Source organism: Segatella hominis (genome assembly GCF_019249725.2).
In the GTDB taxonomy this organism is placed as follows: domain Bacteria; phylum Bacteroidota; class Bacteroidia; order Bacteroidales; family Bacteroidaceae; genus Prevotella.
Window position 1 is genome coordinate 2,740,116 of record NZ_CP137559.1, and the last position, 18,943, is coordinate 2,759,058.

Genomic DNA, 18,943 nt, shown 5'->3' on the forward strand with positions numbered 1-18,943 from the left:
TCCGCGTTCTACTGCAAAAACAGTCGCAATTGCGACAAAAGTTGCAGTAAGATTTGGGAATTTCAATATAAATGTCTATCTTTGCAGTGCAAAAACAGTCGCAATTGCGACAAAAGTTGCAGTAAGAATCGTCTAAAGTTAAAAATATGGTAATAGAGCGAAAGGAATACATATCTCTGCTTATGCAGAAAAGATGGAATGGAAAGGTAAAGATTATCACCGGCATCAGACGCTGCGGAAAATCATACCTACTAAACACCCTTTTTAAGCAAAAGCTTATAGAGGGTGGCGTCAGTGCTGATAGCTTTGTAGAACTTGCATTAGACAGAAAATCCAACATCCAGTTCAGAAATCCCAACAAACTGTATGACTATATAATAGAGCAAACAGGAGTTGAAGATAAGAAATATTACGTGATGATAGATGAAATTCAATTATCATATAAAGTAAAGAATACGGATATAGATGAATCTTTAGTACCAGAGGAAGACAAAGATATGCTATATGTTACTTTCTATGATGTACTGAATGACCTGATGTCTCGCCCAAATCTTGACATCTATGTTACAGGTTCTAATTCAAAAATGCTATCAAAAGACATAGTGACCAACTTTCGAGATCGTGGTACAGAGATTCGGATTTTTCCTTTAACCTTTAAAGAATTCTTTGAATATTCCAAATTAGAAAAAGCAGATGCTCTCGAACAATATATGATGTATGGCGGCATGCCTTTAGCTGTTTTAGAGCAAGATGAGAAAGAAAAAGCCAAGTATCTACAAGGACTTTTTACAAATGTATATATGAAGGATATTGTGGAAAGATACAAGCTAAAAGACGATGTTGTTCTAAGTGCTTTAGTAGATGCACTATCCTCATCTATAGGATCACTGACCAACCCTCATAAACTGGCATGTACAGCTGCTTCACTATTAGATAAGTCAACATCAGATCACACAATAAAAAACTATCTCGACTATCTGGAAGATGCCTTTCTTTTTAACAGTGCAAAAAGATATAACGTCAAAGGAAGGAAGTATTTCAATACCATCCAGAAGTACTATGCAGTTGATCTTGGATTAAGAAATGCCAAGCTAAACTTTAGGCAGCAAGAACGCTCACATTTAATGGAGAATATGTTGTATAACGAGCTTTTGCATAGAGGGTACAATGTTGATGTTGGAGTTGTAGAGGTTGACCAAATGCTTGACGGCAAACGCAAACGATGTCAATATGAAATTGATTTTGTAGTCAACATTGGCAGCGAAAAGGTATATATTCAATCTGCCTTAAATGTCAACACTCCCGAAAAGAAAAGACAAGAAACATTCTCTCTGCATAACACAGACGACTTCTTCCGTAAAATTGTAGTACTCGATGGTAGCCAAAAGATGTGGGTAGATGATGATGGAGTAATATATGTCGGAGTCATCCCATTCTTACTTGAAGACTATTTGACTACTTAACTTAACGGCACAACTATAGATATGATAGGAAAATAGAAGAGGGTGTGTCATAAGTCTGTGACGCACCCCTTTTTATTTTTTGCCTTTTCACAGATACGAAATCTTTAAAAAACATTTTTATTTACAACAAAGCCCAAACTTTCACAAGCTCGGGCTTTGCCTTTCCGCAAAAGATTTGTATTTTTGCAGAAAACTTCTTTAAGCATGGCAAAGATACGAAAAACACTCCAGATAACGGCATAAATCAGAGATTATTTTCGTGAAATATAAACATTTTAAACAGCCTTACTTTTTAAAGTGGGCTCAGTTTATTATCAGTTCTAAGGGATAGTTGAAAGGATGAAATAGAAAGGTAACAACAAGGCGTTCTATAGCCAAATCGAAGGAAAATTGCTCGATTTGGCTAAAGTATAACCTATTCTATAGCCAAATCGAGTTAAAATTCATCGATTTGGCTAAAGAATCCTTGTTTTTCTCGGATAATTATCTTATATTTGCACCATCATTAAAGTTAGATAAAAAAGGTATGGAGCAAATTATCGGACGAAAGAAAGAAATCGAGCTGTTGACAGAATATTATCATTCTGGCAAAGCTGAGTTTGTGGCTGTATATGGCAGGCGTCGTATCGGCAAGACTTATCTTGTGAGAAATCTCTTCCGTGATAAGTTTGCCTTTGATATGTCTGGGTCTATAGAGGCACCAGCTGAGGCGCAACTCTCTAATTTCGGGTTTGCGCTGAGGGAATATGGAGATTCCAAACAGCCTATTCCTACGAATTGGACAGAGGCTTTTGAGGCATTAAAACAGTTGTTAAAGGCAAAAATGAAAGGAGAACGACTCGTTGTTTTTATCGATGAACTACCATGCTTGGATACGCCGAAATCTGGTTTCCAACAGGCTTTTGAGCACTTTTGGAACGGATGGGCAGCTTACCAAAGTGAAATCATGCTTATCGTTTGTGGCAGTGCCACGTCGTGGATGATAGCTAATCTGATAGATAGTCATGGTGGGCTTCATAATAGGATAACGCACGAGATGTATCTTGCTCCTTTTACTCTTCGTGAGACGGAACTGCTGCTGCAAGCTTATGGATTCTCATGGACTCGCATTTCTATCCTTCAGATATATAGCATCCTTGGTGGGGTGCCTTATTATCTCAGTTTGTTGGATAAAAAGCAAGGTGTGGAAGGGAATGTCGACAGATTGTTTTTCTCATCCCACGCTGAACTGAAGCGAGAATATGGAAGACTATATTCGTCCTTGTTTAGAAATTCTGAGGCCTATATGCGTGTCATAGAGGTACTTGCCTCATGCAGACAAGGTATGACCCGAAAGGAAATCATGGAGAAATTGAAGCTGAAATCGGGTGGAACTTTGACAAAGGTTCTTAGTGACTTGATAAATTGCGATTTCGTAAGAGGGTATAATACCAGGGATAAGAAGATAAAGCAGAAAGATCAAATCTTTCAGCTCACCGACCTCTATACATTATTTTATATGACGTTTTGCCATCCTGGTACGACGGACACGGGATATTGGACTCACTTGATGGGAAAACCTCGTCAAAATACTTGGTATGGCTTGGCTTTTGAGCGAGTTTGTATGTTGCATATTCCTCAAATCAAGCATTTCTTGGGGATAGACCAAATCCATACCGAGTATTATTCTTGGCGAAGTAAGGTTTCAAAGCCAGCTGCGCAAATCGACTTACTGATAGAACGTGCCGATAATCTCGTGAATCTATGCGAAATCAAGTATTCGCAGATGCCTTACACGATCACTAAGGAGGAGGATATGCGCATTCGTAATCGTATGGCTGATTTCGTGGCAGAAACAGGGATAAAAAGTGGTATTATCACAACGATGATTACTACTTTTGGCGTGCGACTTACACAGTATGCAGCCTTGGCTCAAGTACAAATTACAATGGACGACCTGTTCGGATAAAGTCGTATAAACAAATGAGGGTGCGTCACAGACTTATGACACACCCTCTCGATAGACAACCCTTGTATCTGCACAAGATACAAGAATAATACATGAAAAACATAAAAAATGTATTCAAGAACAGATAATAATCCCATCCCCAGGCAATAAATAGGCTATATTTGCGTTTAATAAAACAAAAAAGTTTTATTCTTAATACTTAAAGAAACATGGATGAAAAGGAACTGTTGAAACAAGCTTTTGAGTATGGAAACGTACCTAGTATCATCACCTACTGCTTCACCGAACCATGTCCGATGAAAGACAAATGCATACACTATCTATCTGCACTCTACGATAAAGACAAGAAGGATAGAGGAGAAGCCATTTTCCCAAATGCTCAGAAAGACGGAAAATGCAAGTACTTCACACCACTGCGTGTCGTGAAAATGGCATGGGGATTCGACAAACTCTTTGCCGAAATAAAAGTGAAAGACGCTCCTGCCCTACGCGCCAAAATGAGAGAATATCTCGGCAGTAAAGGACAATACTACCGATACAAATTGGGAAAACTCAAACTCCTGCCAGAACAACAGGAATACATCAAACAACTATTCGATAGTTACGGATATCATGATGTTGAATTCGAACACTTCTCTGATGAAATTGACTTCACCAGAAGCTAATGTAGTCAACTAAATATAGGAAACTACAGATCCTGCCATGCTCTCCAAGCGGTCCCTCGGGGACCACGTGATGGGGAACCGGTGAACATGAGACGAGCAACCGGTGCTCACGAGGCGGGCAACAAGTGCCCAAACTAAGGACCACAATTTGGGCAATATTCTGTTATGTCAATTAGTCTGTTCTATGGCTTTTCCGTATATTTACCGAATATTGGCAAACATAGGATATATATAGCAAAGAATATCAAGATTATTTCACGACAACCTATAACTTAAACCATGCAACAAGTGGTAAATGGTCACTATACCCTCCTAAATACCTGGGACCCAGAAAGGTACGAAATGGCTTCTTACCACCATATTTATCGTCTTCCTGCAAAAGGAAAGGCAAATCTCCCACCTCACAAGCGATTTTCTGCCCTACCAAAGACTGACTACACAACATCTGATCAAGACTGCGCCATTCTCCATGGTAACGATAAGTACCCTTAGCTCCATTCCGTCCATGCGCATCCTGACTGATGTTCACCAACTGATGATGCTCAAGAAACAGCAATGCAGGAGAATCAGAATAATCATTGAAATCACCTGTCACGATAATCTTAGCATCATTATTAAAAGAATAGATAGAATCTACAGCCTGCGATAACTGACTGGCTACCTGCAGACGATAAGGACGGGAAGCAGCCTCGCCTCCCCTACGACTTGGGGCATGAACTACAAAAACATGAAGCGTATCTTTCCCCATCAAAATTCCTTTGGCATAAAGAATATCACGAGTGGGACGAGTTTCAGGCAAACGCTTGATACGTATAGCATGATGATGGAGCAGACGAAATGAAAAAGGCTGATACATCAACGCTACATCTATGCCACGCTCATCAGGAGAGGAGGTCATCACATATTCATAACCAGCCTTGCGCAACAGAGAACGCTTGGTCAAAGCAATCATAGCAGAATCATTTTCTACTTCACAGAGAGCCACCAAATCCGGCAAATGCCATTGATTTTGGCGTCCCTTACCTTGCAACTGATTTTTCTTACTCTGGCTTAGACTGCCATTATATATATAATAAGGTGTAGCCAACTCTCCTAAAGCAATAATTTCCTGGGAAAGATGATTGATTTTCTTCCAATATCGGGTTCTTGTCCAGTGATAATCACTCTCTGGCAGAAACTCCGTATCATTCTTCAGAGAATCATGTACGGTATCGAAAAGGTTTTCACAATTCAACTCTACAAACGTGAAAAAGGAAGATAAAAGAAGAGATAAAAACATAATTATGAGATTTTAAATTCGTATCCACACATGAAAATTACAAATTTTAGAAGGTTTCTCAACAAAATAACATTGATTTTCTGCCTATTCTCTTTGTCAAGTCAGATTTTTACATTATCTTTGCAGACAGATTGCTGTTCATGCCATCTTACAAGCAATCCAAACTATCCACAAAGGGTTCCATAGTTTAATGGATAGAACGGAGGTTTCCTAAACCTTTGATCCGAGTTCGATTCTCGGTGGAATCACATGGAGATAGTTATCAGCATTCAAGCTGATACGATAAAAGGTCGCTTCCTTTCTGGAATGCGACCTTTTATTATATCTTTCAGTTCCTCAAATCATTGAAATGTCCTTCATTCAAAATATTCACTTCATAGAATATCCTCTTTAGAACATTCACATTCTCTTTGGAACATTTTCTCCATCTGGTTTTCACCAGACGGAGAAATTATTCATGTTAATTCGCTTCTATATGGTTATTGATCTGCCCAGTATTACTTAACAGCAACAACCTCTGCCTCAGCAGGCTCTTCCTTAATCTTACGACCAAGAACGATGTAAGCCATTGGAGAAGCAATGAAGATAGAAGACAATGTACCGAATACAACACCCAAAATCATAGCGAATGCGAAGCTGCGGATACTGTCACCACCGAGGATGAAGATACAGAGCAACACAATCAAGGTAGAAGTTGAAGTATTGATAGTACGTGCCAATGTCTCATTGATAGAAGCATTGAAAAGCTGCTGGCGATCACCCTTAGGATGAAGCTTCATGTTCTCACGGATACGGTCGAACACAACCACCTTATCATTGATAGAGTAACCTACCACAGTCAGGATAGCACCGATGAAGGTCTGGTCAATCTCCAATGAGAATGGTACAAGGCCCCACAAGAGTGAGTAGAAACCAACAACAGTCAAAGCATCAAATGCAAGAGCGATAGTAGAACCTACAGAGAATGCTACGTTGCGGAAACGGAGCAAAATGTAGAGGAAGATAGCTATCAATGCGAAAAGCACACTGTAGATAGCACCCATTGTAATATCCTTAGCTACAGAAGGACCTACCTTTGTACTACTGATGATAGAACCGCCCTGGCGTACATCTGGATTCTTGAAAGCCTCAACATTCTGCTGAGAAACCAAACCAGCCTTCTTCAATGAATTATAAAGGATTGTTTCAGCCTCATCATCTACTGTAGGACTGTTGCTCTCAATCATATAGTTGGTAGATACACGGATGGTTCTTCCATCTGTACCGATAGCAATAGCACTTGTGTTAGCCTTGGTTCCATCTGCATTGACAAATGCATCACCAAGAACGGTACGAATCTGCTCTGGCTCTACAGCTTTCTCAAACTGAACTACATAGTTGCGACCACCGGTGAAGTCAATACTCTTGCTCAAGCCACGAACTACAAAGCTACCAATGAATACGACAGCTGCTACAACTGCTACAGTAAAGGTAGTCTTGTACATAGACATGAACTTGTACTTCTTGCCCTGCATCAAGTTGTGAGAAACTGGAGTATCAAACTTGCAATGCATCCACTTGTCGTGATTCAACTTATAATCGTAAACCAAACGAGTCAAGAATACAGCAGTAAAGAATGATACAACAATACCGATAATCCAGGTTGTAGCGAAACCACGAACAGGACCGGTACCAGTAACAAGCAGGATAACACCTGTAATCAAAGATGTCAAGTTAGAGTCGAAGATAGCAGAGAAAGCATTACCATAACCGGCAGCTACAGCCTGCTTCATTCCCTTACCAGAACGGAGTTCTTCCTTGATACGCTCATAAATAAGCACGTTAGCATCCACGGCCGTACCCAAAGACAAGACCATACCGGCAAGACCCGGCAACGTCAAGGCTGCTTGGAATGACGTCAAGATACCTAATGTGAAGAATACATTGACAAGCAATGCAAGGTTAGCCATCATACCAGGAATGATGTTGTACATCATCACCATGTAAACCATCAAGAGTACGAAAGCCACAACGAATGAGATGATACCCATCTGGATAGACTGTGCACCGAGAGTAGGACCAACAACTTCCTCCTGAACGATACGGGCAGGAGCTGGCATACGACCAGACTTCAATGTGTTAGCCAAATCCTTCGTATCTTCGATAGTGAAGTTACCAGTAATCTGAGAACTACCGCCGGCAATCTCACCATTTACACGAGGAGCAGAATAAACTACACCATCCAAAACAATGGCAATAGCCTTACCTACGTTAGCCTTAGTCATCTGAGCCCATCTACGAGCACCCTCAGTATTCATCTTCATGCTTACACATGGAGCACCAGTAGTAGGTTCAAACTCGTCCTTAGCATCAGTAATCACATCACCCTCCAATGGAGCGCGACCAGTACTGGTAGTCACCTTCAAAGCATGGAGTTCATAGATGTTCTTCACATTCAAATGGTCAGCTGGTTTAGCACTCCAGAGCAACTTCAAGTCTGAAGGCAACACCTGCTTAGCCAAAGCAGAATGGATCAACTTGTTGATAGCTGCAGTATCGCGAACACTTGCATAACCCACAGTACTCAGACCCTGTCCAGGAACCAACTGCAAACGAGCCAGCAATGGATGAGCCTTGATGGCAGCAGCACTCTGCTCTTCAGCATTGATCTTAGACTTAGCCTCATCACCCTTCTTGAGGTTCAACTTAGGAGCAGCCTTAGCAGGTTCTGCCTTTGCAACTTCTTTCTTAGCAGAATCAGCAGCAACAGAATCCTTAGCCTCTACCTCATGGTCGCCATTAGCAAGACGAGTGTCAAGCTGCTGGAGATAAGGAGCAATTTCCTCAGAGTTATATGTCTCCCAGAACTCAAGGTTAGCACTACCCTGAAGCATCTTACGCATACGCTCAGGCTGGCTGATACCAGGCATTTCTACCATGATACGGCCCTGCTGACCTTCCAACTTCTGGATGTTAGGCTGTACAACACCAAACTTATCAATACGAGTACGTACAACATTGAAAGAGTTGTCGATAGCATCCTGTACAGAACTGCGGATTGCTTTTTCTACCTCTGCATCGCTGCTCTGAGGAGAAACCTTACCCTGCAACTGCTGGGTAGCAAAAACCTCTGCGAGTTTATGACCTGGTGCGCTCTTGTGATAAGCGTTAATGAAAAGTGACACAAAGTCACCACCGTTAGCTTCCTCTTGAGCTCTGGCTTCCTTCATGGCATTGGTGAAACCAGCGTCTGTCTTGTGGTCAGCGAGGTTTTCAATTACATCAGGTACAGAAATCTCAAGAATTACATTCATACCGCCCTTGAGGTCAAGTCCAAGACCGATCTGAGTTTCCAAGCAATTCTGATAAGAATAAACACCCAAGTACTTCACAGAATCCTTATAGTCCTGCTGGGCAATAGGGTCTTTGATCTTTGCAGCCTCACTGTCATAGTAGCTTGTTGCTACTGAGAATGACAGATAGAAGATGCTTGCAAGCGTCAATAAGACGGCAACACAAATTACAATTCCTTTGTTTTGCATTTCTATTATTTATTATTAATTATTTATTTTATTTTCGTCTAATTTCTTTATTATCAACATAATGACGTGCAAAAATAATCATTTTTTTTCTTTTATAAGAATAATTTGAGGCTTTTTTGCTATTTATCCCGCTTTTTTAGGTAACAAACGATAGGATAATGGTCAGATGACGATATTTTGCGGTCTATTTTGCATTCATATGGTTCCCAGTCATCTGAACACATCATATTGTCAATCCTTACAAAAAATCCCGCATGATGATAACTGATACCCGGTCCGTTGCCACTTGCTACATAGCAATCTGTAAGCCCATCGGCTATAGTTCGATGGGTATAAGAAATCGGTCCGTCATTGAAATCACCACAGAGGATAATACTCATATCCCGATGCTGACGGATGTAATTTGCGACTGCTTCTGCCTGTGATGCTCGCTTACGGGTGGCCTCTCCCAATTTCACGACCAGCAACTTGGAAGTGATTTCAGCCGTATCAGTCTCCAGTTTTCCCTTGATCAGTTGCTTAAACTGCGCCCGTTCTTCCAAGGTCAACCCCGTTGTTTCCAGATGATTATTAATCAAGAGTACCTTTTCATGGTTGATTTCCAACTGATAAGCCACACTGAGATTTCCCGCTGACTCATATGGGATACGTTCCTTAGAAAGAATCGGATATTTGCTCAATATGCCAATCACATTACCGCCTCCCAAATGCCAGGTTGTATCCCGATAAGCATACATCGGGTAGAGAAGAGAATCCAACTGGTTCTCCACATCCCCATTATGTCCTGCTTCCTGAAGACATACAATGTCTGCATTCTGTTCTTTGATATACTTCACAATAGGATTAACGCCATCTTCCCCCATCTCTCCCTCAGCAAAAGCCCAGGTATTATATGAAAGGATCTTGACGGAACCCTCCGGAGCCTCACGAGGAATATTGAAGGGAATATATTCACGCACAGGTACATAACAGATAATGAACCCCATGAAAGGAATCAGCGCATAACGCACCTTAAATATCAGCCAAAAGATAAGAAACCCTAAGTTGATGAAGAGAAAAACAGGGAAAAGCAAACCTACATTCGACAACATGGCAAATCTTTCCGGATGAAGATGATCTGAAAAGCCTATAAGAAACAGGATAATTATGGTAGCAATATTTGCCCCCGCAATCATCCTGATAGAAAACTGCCTCAATTGTTTAAATATCATCTTGCCACTTATTTCTTTATATCATAATCTATTGTGCCCAGAAAAACCAGCTTATTTCTTACTCTGGTCAAAAAGAGTCTGCTTCTCATCTTTTGTCAAACTATCATAGCCGCTTTTGCGAATCTTGTCTAATATACGATCTATCTCCTCTTGGGTGGCACGCTTATGGGCATTATAATCCCAATCCTGCTGATGAGACTGGTAAGAGTTGTTATCAGACTGAGGATTATGATTGCGGGTATAGTTAAAATGCTGACGATTACGCTTTCCACCTAAAGAATCACGAAGTTTCTCAAAAGCATCACGAGCACTGCTGCCACTATATCCATTAACTTGTTTTCTCCAATAACGAATCATAAAGAATCCAACAACCATACCACCAAGGTGAGCAATATGTGCCACACCATCACCTGTTGTAGCGATGGCAGAAACCAATTCGATAGCAGCATATCCTATTACAAAATACTTAGCCTTGATAGGAATAGGCAATGGGAAAATGAAAATACGTTCCTCTGGAAATATCATACCAAAAGCCAACAAAATACCATAAATGGCACCAGAAGCTCCAACGGTAGTCCAACCATTCAAAACATCAGCACTATTATGTCCTATGGTCCATAATTGGGATATTGTCAATTCCGGAAACTGTTCAGACGCTGTAAAATAAAACTGAATAGTCTGAGCCAACTCCTGAAACAATCCTGCACCTAACCCACAAGCTATGTAATAAAAAAGGAATTTCTTAGGTCCCCACACTCTTTCCACGACACAACCGAACATCCAAAGTGCAAACATATTGAAGATAATATGCTCGAAACCACCATGCATAAACATGTAAGTAATCAGTTGATAGACCTGAAAATCAGATGCCATAAAGAAATGGAGTCCCAAGAGATCATTTAGAACATAACCACCTGAAGCGTCCTTTCCCAATATATATGTAATCAGGAAAGCCACGATATTCACTATCAGCAAGTTCTTTGTAACTATAGGTATATTACGCATAATCTAAAACTTTATCTTTTTACGAAATTTGGGGCAAAATTACGAAAAATATCCGTTATAGCACCATAAAATAAGCATATTACACTTAAATTTCAATAAAATCTACATTTTTCTTCTCTTTTTGTTGTTTTTTTAAAAGGAATAACCTATATTTGTAAGCAAAATTGGATAAGGAACGAAAATATTAATCATTTAATAAAGAAAAATTATGAACAAGACAGAATTGATCGACAAGATTGCAGCTGGTGCTGGTATTAGCAAGGCTGATGCAAAGAAGGCTCTTGACGCTACAACTAACGCTCTCAAAGAGGCTCTCGTTGCTGGTGATAAAATCCAGTTGGTAGGTTTCGGCACATTCAGTGTCAGCGAGCGCCCTGCTCGTGAGGGTATCAACCCTGCTACTAAGGAGAAGATCCAAATTGCAGCAAAGAAGGTAGCTAAATTCAAGGCTGGTGCAGAACTTGCTGATGCTATCAACGAATAATTTGTAAAGATTATTTAAGACAAATAAAGGGCAGTCCGTATTGGACTGCCCTATTCCATTTTATATAAGCCTCTCTTTGGAAAGCCGAAAGCTTCTTTATTTAGGCTGCTTGCCAATGTATGCCAAAATACCACCATCTACATAAAGGATGTGACCATTTACCGCATTTGAAGCATCAGAAGCCAAGAATACCGCAGGACCCATCAACTCCTCTGGTTCCAACCAACGACCAGCAGGAGTCTTAGCGCAAATGAAGCTATCGAATGGATGACGGCTACCGTCTGCCTGACGCTCACGAAGAGGTGCTGTCTGTGGTGTAGCAATATAACCAGGGCCCAAGCCGTTACACTGGATATTATACTCACCGAACTCAGAGCAGATATTACGGGTCAACATCTTCAAACCACCCTTAGCTGCAGCATAAGCAGAAACAGTCTCACGGCCCAACTCACTCATCATAGAGCAGATGTTGATAATCTTACCGTGGCCCTTCTTGATCATACCTGGGAGAACTGCCTTAGAAACGATGAAAGGAGCATTAAGGTCAATGTCGATAACCTGCTTGAAATCCTCTACAGACATTTCTGTCATAGGAATACGCTTGATGATGCCAGCATTGTTAACCAAGATATCGATCACACCGAGTTCCTTCTCAATATCAGCTACCATATTCTTAACCTGCTCTTCATCAGTTACATCACAGATATAACCCTTAGCATCAATACCCTTAGCCTTATAGTCAGCCAAAGCCTGATCCATGTGATGCTGGCTACGGCAGTTGAAAGCGATTTTTGCACCAGCCTTGGCATAAGCCTCAGCAATTGAAAAACCAATGCCGTAAGCGGCACCTGTTACGAGGGCTACCTTACCCTCAAGAGAGAATAACTTAGAAAAATCCATGTTTTTGTTCGATTTATAGTTGTTTATGATTATCTTTCATACACTGGTCTTCCGAAACACTCCTTCAGACCATACGTATTTTATTATTTTAAGTCTGTAATCTCGTAAAAGTCCTGATCACCATAGTCAAGATTTTCACCTCCCATACCCCAGATAAAGGTATAATTGTGAGTGGCAGCAGCACTATGTATGCTCCATTCTGGTGAAAGAACCGCCTGATTGCCCTTCATCCAGATATGGCGTGTTTCCTGCGGTTCACCCATCAGATGGCACACAGCCTGACTCTCAGGAACCTCAAAATAGAAATAAGCTTCCATACGACGACTGTGAACATGGGCTGGCATCGTATTCCAAACAGAACCTGTAGCAAGTTCTGTCATACCCATCTGCAACTGGCAAGTAGGCAATACCTGATTAACCAACATCTTGTTGATGGTACGCTCATTGCTCATTTCCAGTGATCCCATGTGTACACTGATTGCATCAGCCTTCGTCACCTTCTTGCATGGATAACTCTGATGAGCCGTTGTACTATTGAAATAAAATTTGGCTGGACTGGCTGGGTCTTTGCTTTCAAAGAATACATCACGCTCACCACTACCAATGTAAAGAGCCTCTTTGAGCCCCAACTCAAAGACCTCTTCTCCTACCTGAACGACACCTACGCCTTCGCCCACATTAAAGATTCCGATTTCACGACGGGTCGTAAAGTATGGAGCTTTCAGAGGTTCTATGGCCTCCAGCTTCAGTTTTTCATTGACAGGCATAGCACCACCCACTATCATTCTGTCATACATGGAATACACCATATTGACTTCATCTGCCACAAAAAGAGTCTCGATCAAGAAATCCTTTCTCAATCGGGAGGTATCATACGTCTTTGCATCAACCGGATTGGATGCGTATCTCAATTCATAATTCGTCTTCATTACTTCTTTCGATTTGTTTGTTCTGAGGGCAAAGATACAAAATATTTTTGAATCTCACTATTAAATATGTACGAAAGAATATCACTTTTTACTTATTTCTTAATTTATTTTCTATTTTTCTCAAATTGGTTCCTTTTTACGATGCTTTATTCAACTCTTATCGTATCTGAACACCCAATGTTTCTTCTATCACTTGGATGACCTGCGGAATGGAATCTGCATCAAAATCACCCGTCAGACGCTTGCTCTCATCAGAAGCCGTATATCTTGTGCCTGATAATTTAGAAAGTTCCTCCAATACTTCAGATAATGGAGTGTTGTCGAAATGCAGGCGATGCGTAGCCCATGCCACATCGTTGATATCATAATCCGCCAACAGCTCAGGCTGGACAGCCCCTTTCAACAGACGTGCCCGCTTGCCTTTAATCAGGAAAACACCTTCAGCAGAACTGCGAGCCGTGAAAAGCACCTTTCCACTGGTTACCATTACTTCGGGAACATCCGTTCTTTCATCCACCATAAACTGGGTACCGAGCACTCTTACGTGTCCATGTTCTCCTACTACATCGAAAGGATGCTGTTCATCATGCTTCACCTGATAATAGATGCAGCCCTTCATATCCACCTTTCTGCAATCATCTTCCTGATAGGAAAGAGAAGAATGAGGCATCAACGATACCTTCGTTCCATCAGGCAGATGATACGCCACTACTTCTGATTCGGCAGAAAGCGTCACCGTCTTAGGCTGCAAAAGCGTATAGGCGCCTATAGTGAAGAGCACCAGAATAGATGCAGCCACAGCTATCCAACGGATGCGACGCATTCGTAAAGATACAGTTGCAGTATGCGAAACCTCTTCATTAGCAATGCCTACCCGAACCTTCACCTTCTGCAAGGCCTTCCGGGTATCCAGCTTGCCCGGCTGAAAATACTTCAGCACAAACTCCTGTTCATTCTTGTTGATCTTCATCATAGAATCCCTTTCTTCCTTTAAATTTCTCCATTATCTTCGGAATCAGAAGAGCAGAAGAACTTCGAAACAGAGCTTATATTGTAGCCAGCCACCACTCCGAAGCCTCCTTTTACATTCGAATAGGTAGGCGTAACCTGCATCAAGCCCACATCTGCCCAACTGTTGCTCTGTGCATCGTTGATACTCTTGAGAAACCGATAATATTCAGGAGTTACCTTGTATAAATCTACTACATAAGAAAATCTATAAAATGACTGATAATATGAATTAGAGTATGTATCCAGATGAAGTGTATAGGTCTTGCCATTTATCGTACGGTCATTGAAGATGTAGGCATTACCAAAATACTCATAATCATCCATACCGAAATCATCATCCAGCTTCGACTTCTTGTTCAACAAGGGTTCATTGTCTGTCAGCAGCCCCAGATCACGGCTCTTTTCTCGATTCAGTAATCTGAGCTTCACCGAATAATAATCTTCCGAAGAAGGATTATCATGGAAAATGGCTTCTACCCTATCAATGGTTATCGAGTTATAACCATCCGATGATTTCATTTCCAATTTAACATCGCCCAACTCCACTCCTACCTTCTCTGGGATATAAGTAGATGCTGAAACAGATGAGAAATCCTGAGCAGAAACCTGGAGACTGATTTTATCTCCAGCATTCTGCTTGCCTACCACATAATACTGGCCTACCAGTTGTGAAAGGACATCGGAGTTTGTGCTTCTGGTAAAGAGTTGAGCCTCTTCCTCGTTTGCGATGCGTTTCACCGTTTGCTCCACCCCATTCACCTTATATATAATATGTGCATCTACCTTTTCGCGGGATAAGATGTCAACATTCCCCTTTACTGATGCTACAGGCAGACTCTTAGCTACACTGACGAGCGTGGTATCACCTTCGGTAGGAAAGCAATACACCACCAGTCGGGAATGATCCTGCAGCTTTTGAATATCAAAATCATCCTTACAGGAAATCAGCGCCAGACATAAAAGCATGAGGCTAAATGCCCTATATATCATTGTTTTCATTTTTATCTCTTTTTATCTTTACATAAATCTACATCTACTATTCACCATGCAATTCCTTAGAACTTAATGGTATAGCTGAACGAAGGAATGATTGGGACAAATCCCTTGTTCTTTGCCGTAAACCGCTTTGTTTTCTCATCGTAATCCACCTTGACATACATCGAGTTCAGGTGACAATATGCATTGTAGATGCTCAAGTTCCAGATGCGCTCATGTCCATGCTTGGTAACATGATGGAAATCAAAGCCCAAGTCCAGACGATGATAAGCCGGCAAGGTCAGGTTGTTGGGGATGGCATAGACAAAAGATGCCGAATTCCACCAACTGCCAGGGTATTGATTGCCACCATCCGGCAAACCAGGAAGTGCTACAATCTGAGTTGGCACGGTGGCATGATTGCCGGAATGATAACTCCACACCGCATAGCAGCTCACCTTCCTGTTGAAATCATATCTCAAGGAAAGATTCAACTTATGGCGATTGTCATACTTGTCGTAATACCAGTCCTGATAGAACTCATCATACTTTCGCTTGTTCCAGGAAAGCGTATAGGAACCGCTCAAGGTCAGGTGATTGGTACGATAAGTGGCATCTGCCTCCAAACCATAGAACAATCCCTTGCCATCCATCACCTGACTATCCCAATTCTCTGCCGGAGGTTCGATGCCCAGCCAGCTGCTGTATTGCAGAAGATGCTTCGAGAACTTGTAATAGCCTTCGAGCGATAAGATCCAGTGGCGATTCGGCTGCGCATAGATGCCAGCCGCTATCTGATAAGAACGCATCGGTTTCAAATCCTTGGTGGTTGGCACCCAATAATCTGTAGGCAAATCCAGATAACTGTTGGATATCTTATGCACATACTGAGTCATCTGCGTGAAAGAAGCCTTCAGCGATACCGCATGGCTCCACTGGTATTTCAGGGCGAAACGAGGGTCGATATTGAAAAAGTTCTTATTGCTAATATGAAACAATCCTAAATGAAAACCTGCATCCAGGCTCCATTTATCACTGAGATAGATTTCATCCTCCGCATACGCCGACCATTCATGAGACACATGCCTATTGGTACTATTCACACGGAGGGTATCTATCTCAGCATCACTTCCACTGCCCACATAGTCAAGTTGCATCACTGTCTGCGGTCGAAAGAGATGCATCGTGTAGTCATGACCGAAGCGGATATGATGACGGGGATTCGGACGATAATCGAAAGCCGTGCGATAACCGGCATCATAGATAGTAGAAGTATAGCCATGCTCTAAATGGCTATACAACATTTCTTTCTGGGTTTGTGGATATATCTCTCTATCATCATCCAGAGAATAAAGCTTGGAACGGTTATGGGAATATACAGCCGTGAAGTTGGCAAAGAGCTTCGGCGAGAATAGATAGTTCCAGTTCAAAGCCATATTGAAGTTTCCCCAATTGAGCTGACTCTTCGTTAATTCCTTATTATATGAATCGCCTTCATGATACCAATCTCCTTTGCTTTCGTCCAGATCATCCTTCACATCCCAACTGTCTTTTCCATGATAGAGGCTCAAGTCTATCTTCGAACGGTCGCTGAACCGATGGGTTACCTTGGCATTCAGGTCCATGAAGTAATAACCTATCGAAAGTTTCTCATCCGGATCAGAGAAAGCCTTGGTCAGGGGACGGGACAGCAAATCCAACCAGGAACGGCGCATACCTATATTATAAGAGGTCTTGCCTTTCTGGATAGGTCCCTCAAACTGCACACTGGCATCGAGCAGTCCGATGCGATAGGCACCATGAAACTGATTCATGTTTCCATCGGCAGTACGCACATCCACCACCGACGACAATCTTCCACCATATCGTGCAGGAAAGCCGCTCTTGTAGAAATCCACGTTTTTCACCACATCGGCATTGAAACTGGAGAAAAGCCCCAGCGCATGATTCGTATTATAAAGCGGAGTACCATCAATCAGAAAAAGATTCTCATCGCCATTGCCGCCATGCACATAGAGTCCGCTTGCCAACTCCTGTCCTTCTGCCACTCCACTCACACGCTGCAGAGTCTTCACCACATCAGGCGAAGACATCAGGGCAAACTCTGTCTTGATATCCTTGTTCGAAAAGGAGCGCTTGCCGGTTTGTGTGGTCAGAAGAGGAGAGTTCAAGTCGCCATCTACCACCACCTCAGGCAATTTACCATCAACACGGAGTGCCATATTATGATGCATATCTTTCGAGAGATTCAGCTTCTCCACCTTGTCGGCATAGCCCACATACGAAAAGCGAAGCTGATGCTCGCCTTCGGGCAGGGTAAGCGAAAAGAAACCATATTCATTGGTGGTTGTACCGATGCCATCCGTCAGATCATAAATGGTGGCATTAATCAGCGATTCGCCACTCTCGTCACGGACGTATCCGCTGAGAGTATGGCGACGCTGAACCCGCTGAACTTTGTGATTGATATTCGTGTAAGATGTTGATATTTGTTGTACGGGTTTTCGCTTCAATATCACATAGTTCGCATTGATATTATATAGAATATGAGTTTTCTCGAAAAGTGCCTTCAGTGCCTTTTTCACCGAAAGATGCTGGATATCTGGTCCATGATACTTGATGTTCAATTCCCCATCAAGCGATGAATCATAAACGAAGTTGATTTTCCTGATGCGGTGCAGCCAATCCATCTGCTGACGGATTGTGGTAGCAGCCTGGGCTTCCACCATCATCTTCGGCGTGCCTGCCAACGTTGGAGCTGGCAAGGCTAGAATTGAGAGCGCAAAAATAATCTCTTTACCTTTCATAACTGTACTTTTATTCATTCTTTTATTGCTATAACGCAAGAATTACAGAATACCCCCATGGATGAAAGGTAAAATATAGAAAAAATCTGCAAGAAAATCATCTTTCTTGCCTCGTAAGGTCTTTAAAGCCTTGGAAATCTGATGCTCCACGGTCTTTTCTGATAGATTCAGTTCTTCGGCTATCTCCCGATAAGTCATGCCATCACGCTTGCTCATCAGGAAGATTTCCCTGCATCGTTCGGGCAATAGCTCGATAGCCGTCCACAGTTCCGCCTCCCGGAAAGAACATTCCTGCGCCTGATCATCAGAGATTGTGCCGCTCAAGTCAGAAGGAGAAATCTCCGTATCTATCGGAAACTGGCGGCGCAATCGGTCGATGCAGGCATTGCGCACAGAGGTATATAAGAAAGCCTTGATGTTTTCTGGCATGATGTTCCTACTTATCAATTTCACAAAACAATCCTGCACCACGTCTTCAGCCTCATCGATATCATGCAGATAATGAGTGGCATAAAGACATAGCGGACGATAATACTGCTGAAATATCAAGTCTATCTTTTGCATAAACCTTCTCTACCTAAACTAAACTCTTATATAACAAAATAACCCTCCAAATCCATGAAGACTTGAAGGGTTATTTTGCGAGATGTTGTCCCAGGCGGATTCGAACCACCACTGACAGAACCAAAAACTGTAGTGCTACCATTACACCATAGGACAATAAATCGGGTGCAAAGGTAGTGGA

At 41.9% G+C, this 18,943-nt stretch carries 14 protein-coding genes and 2 tRNA genes; 5 read left to right on the forward strand and 11 right to left on the reverse strand.

Features of this window, described 5'->3' with window-relative positions:
- Nucleotides 1-146: 146 nt before the first annotated feature.
- From KUA50_RS11105 to KUA50_RS11115, 3 genes are all read left to right on the forward strand, one after another.
- The gene (locus KUA50_RS11105; protein WP_218456098.1) at nt 147-1,463 is read left to right on the forward strand and encodes an ATP-binding protein; all 1,317 of its coding nucleotides are present in this window, start codon (nt 147-149) and stop codon (nt 1,461-1,463) included.
- A 526-nt stretch (nt 1,464-1,989) separates the two neighbouring features.
- A complete protein-coding gene (locus KUA50_RS11110; protein WP_218456097.1) occupies nt 1,990-3,411 on the forward strand; it encodes an ATP-binding protein in 1,422 nt (473 codons plus the stop codon).
- A gap of 209 nt (nt 3,412-3,620) precedes the next feature.
- Nucleotides 3,621-4,076, forward strand: a complete 456-nt coding sequence (locus tag KUA50_RS11115) for a DUF6078 family protein (RefSeq protein WP_218456096.1) — start codon at nt 3,621-3,623, stop codon at nt 4,074-4,076.
- A gap of 265 nt (nt 4,077-4,341) precedes the next feature.
- Here KUA50_RS11115 and KUA50_RS11120 read toward each other — a convergent pair whose 3' ends face one another.
- Nucleotides 4,342-5,355, reverse strand: coding sequence for an endonuclease/exonuclease/phosphatase family protein (locus tag KUA50_RS11120; protein ID WP_218456095.1), 1,014 nt, complete (start codon nt 5,353-5,355; stop codon nt 4,342-4,344).
- Between the two features lie 176 nt (nt 5,356-5,531).
- Between KUA50_RS11120 and KUA50_RS11125 the strand changes: the two genes are divergently transcribed.
- Nucleotides 5,532-5,603: transfer RNA gene (locus tag KUA50_RS11125), tRNA-Arg, on the forward strand.
- A gap of 249 nt (nt 5,604-5,852) precedes the next feature.
- Here the strand turns inward: KUA50_RS11125 and secDF are convergent.
- From secDF to KUA50_RS11140, 3 genes are all read right to left on the reverse strand, one after another.
- Entirely contained in the window at nt 5,853-8,876 is a 3,024-nt protein-coding gene (gene secDF, locus KUA50_RS11130) for a protein translocase subunit SecDF (protein WP_218456094.1), read from the reverse strand.
- Between the two features lie 119 nt (nt 8,877-8,995).
- On the reverse strand, nt 8,996-10,084 hold the full coding sequence (locus KUA50_RS11135; protein ID WP_218456189.1) for an endonuclease/exonuclease/phosphatase family protein: 1,089 nt from the start codon (nt 10,082-10,084) through the stop codon (nt 8,996-8,998).
- A gap of 54 nt (nt 10,085-10,138) precedes the next feature.
- Nucleotides 10,139-11,092, reverse strand: coding sequence for a rhomboid family intramembrane serine protease (locus tag KUA50_RS11140; protein ID WP_022110104.1), 954 nt, complete (start codon nt 11,090-11,092; stop codon nt 10,139-10,141).
- Between the two features lie 208 nt (nt 11,093-11,300).
- Between KUA50_RS11140 and KUA50_RS11145 the strand changes: the two genes are divergently transcribed.
- Complete coding sequence (locus KUA50_RS11145; protein WP_022110103.1) at nt 11,301-11,576, forward strand: HU family DNA-binding protein; 276 nt, start codon at nt 11,301-11,303, stop codon at nt 11,574-11,576.
- Nucleotides 11,577-11,672: 96 nt separating this feature from the next.
- On the opposite strand, the gene KUA50_RS11150 is transcribed toward KUA50_RS11145, so the two are convergent.
- From KUA50_RS11150 to KUA50_RS11180, 7 genes are all read right to left on the reverse strand, one after another.
- Nucleotides 11,673-12,476 (reverse strand): gluconate 5-dehydrogenase, encoded by an 804-nt coding sequence (locus KUA50_RS11150; RefSeq protein ID WP_218456093.1) that lies wholly within the window; start codon nt 12,474-12,476, stop codon nt 11,673-11,675.
- Between the two features lie 83 nt (nt 12,477-12,559).
- Nucleotides 12,560-13,405 (reverse strand): 5-dehydro-4-deoxy-D-glucuronate isomerase, encoded by an 846-nt coding sequence (gene kduI, locus KUA50_RS11155; RefSeq protein ID WP_218456092.1) that lies wholly within the window; start codon nt 13,403-13,405, stop codon nt 12,560-12,562.
- A 157-nt stretch (nt 13,406-13,562) separates the two neighbouring features.
- Nucleotides 13,563-14,378, reverse strand: a complete 816-nt coding sequence (locus KUA50_RS11160; RefSeq protein ID WP_218456091.1) for a FecR family protein — start codon at nt 14,376-14,378, stop codon at nt 13,563-13,565.
- Between the two features lie 17 nt (nt 14,379-14,395).
- A complete protein-coding gene (locus tag KUA50_RS11165) occupies nt 14,396-15,415 on the reverse strand; it encodes a DUF4249 domain-containing protein (RefSeq protein WP_218456090.1) in 1,020 nt (339 codons plus the stop codon).
- Between the two features lie 56 nt (nt 15,416-15,471).
- Nucleotides 15,472-18,216: a TonB-dependent receptor gene (locus tag KUA50_RS11170; RefSeq protein WP_256624130.1), complete on the reverse strand. Its 2,745-nt coding sequence runs from the start codon at nt 18,214-18,216 to the stop codon at nt 15,472-15,474.
- A 24-nt stretch (nt 18,217-18,240) separates the two neighbouring features.
- A complete protein-coding gene (locus KUA50_RS11175) occupies nt 18,241-18,762 on the reverse strand; it encodes an RNA polymerase sigma-70 factor (protein ID WP_218456089.1) in 522 nt (173 codons plus the stop codon).
- A gap of 85 nt (nt 18,763-18,847) precedes the next feature.
- Nucleotides 18,848-18,918, reverse strand: a tRNA-Gln gene (locus KUA50_RS11180).
- Between the last annotated feature and the right edge of the window lie 25 nt (nt 18,919-18,943).

Bases quoted from the DNA above. Each gene is read 5' to 3' on its own strand.
- KUA50_RS11105 (WP_218456098.1), top strand. From the start codon at position 147: ATGGTAATAGAGCGAAAGGAATACATATCTCTGCTTATGCAGAAAAGA.
- KUA50_RS11110 (WP_218456097.1), top strand. From the start codon at position 1,990: ATGGAGCAAATTATCGGACGAAAGAAAGAAATCGAGCTGTTGACAGAA.
- KUA50_RS11115 (WP_218456096.1), top strand. From the start codon at position 3,621: ATGGATGAAAAGGAACTGTTGAAACAAGCTTTTGAGTATGGAAACGTA.
- KUA50_RS11120 (WP_218456095.1), bottom strand. From the start codon at position 5,355: ATGTTTTTATCTCTTCTTTTATCTTCCTTTTTCACGTTTGTAGAGTTG.
- secDF (WP_218456094.1), bottom strand. From the start codon at position 8,876: ATGCAAAACAAAGGAATTGTAATTTGTGTTGCCGTCTTATTGACGCTT.
- KUA50_RS11140 (WP_022110104.1), bottom strand. From the start codon at position 11,092: ATGCGTAATATACCTATAGTTACAAAGAACTTGCTGATAGTGAATATC.
- KUA50_RS11145 (WP_022110103.1), top strand. From the start codon at position 11,301: ATGAACAAGACAGAATTGATCGACAAGATTGCAGCTGGTGCTGGTATT.
- KUA50_RS11150 (WP_218456093.1), bottom strand. From the start codon at position 12,476: ATGGATTTTTCTAAGTTATTCTCTCTTGAGGGTAAGGTAGCCCTCGTA.
- kduI (WP_218456092.1), bottom strand. From the start codon at position 13,405: ATGAAGACGAATTATGAATTGAGATACGCATCCAATCCGGTTGATGCA.
- KUA50_RS11160 (WP_218456091.1), bottom strand. From the start codon at position 14,378: ATGATGAAGATCAACAAGAATGAACAGGAGTTTGTGCTGAAGTATTTT.
- KUA50_RS11165 (WP_218456090.1), bottom strand. From the start codon at position 15,415: ATGAAAACAATGATATATAGGGCATTTAGCCTCATGCTTTTATGTCTG.
- KUA50_RS11170 (WP_256624130.1), bottom strand. From the start codon at position 18,216: ATGAATAAAAGTACAGTTATGAAAGGTAAAGAGATTATTTTTGCGCTC.
- KUA50_RS11175 (WP_218456089.1), bottom strand. From the start codon at position 18,762: ATGCAAAAGATAGACTTGATATTTCAGCAGTATTATCGTCCGCTATGT.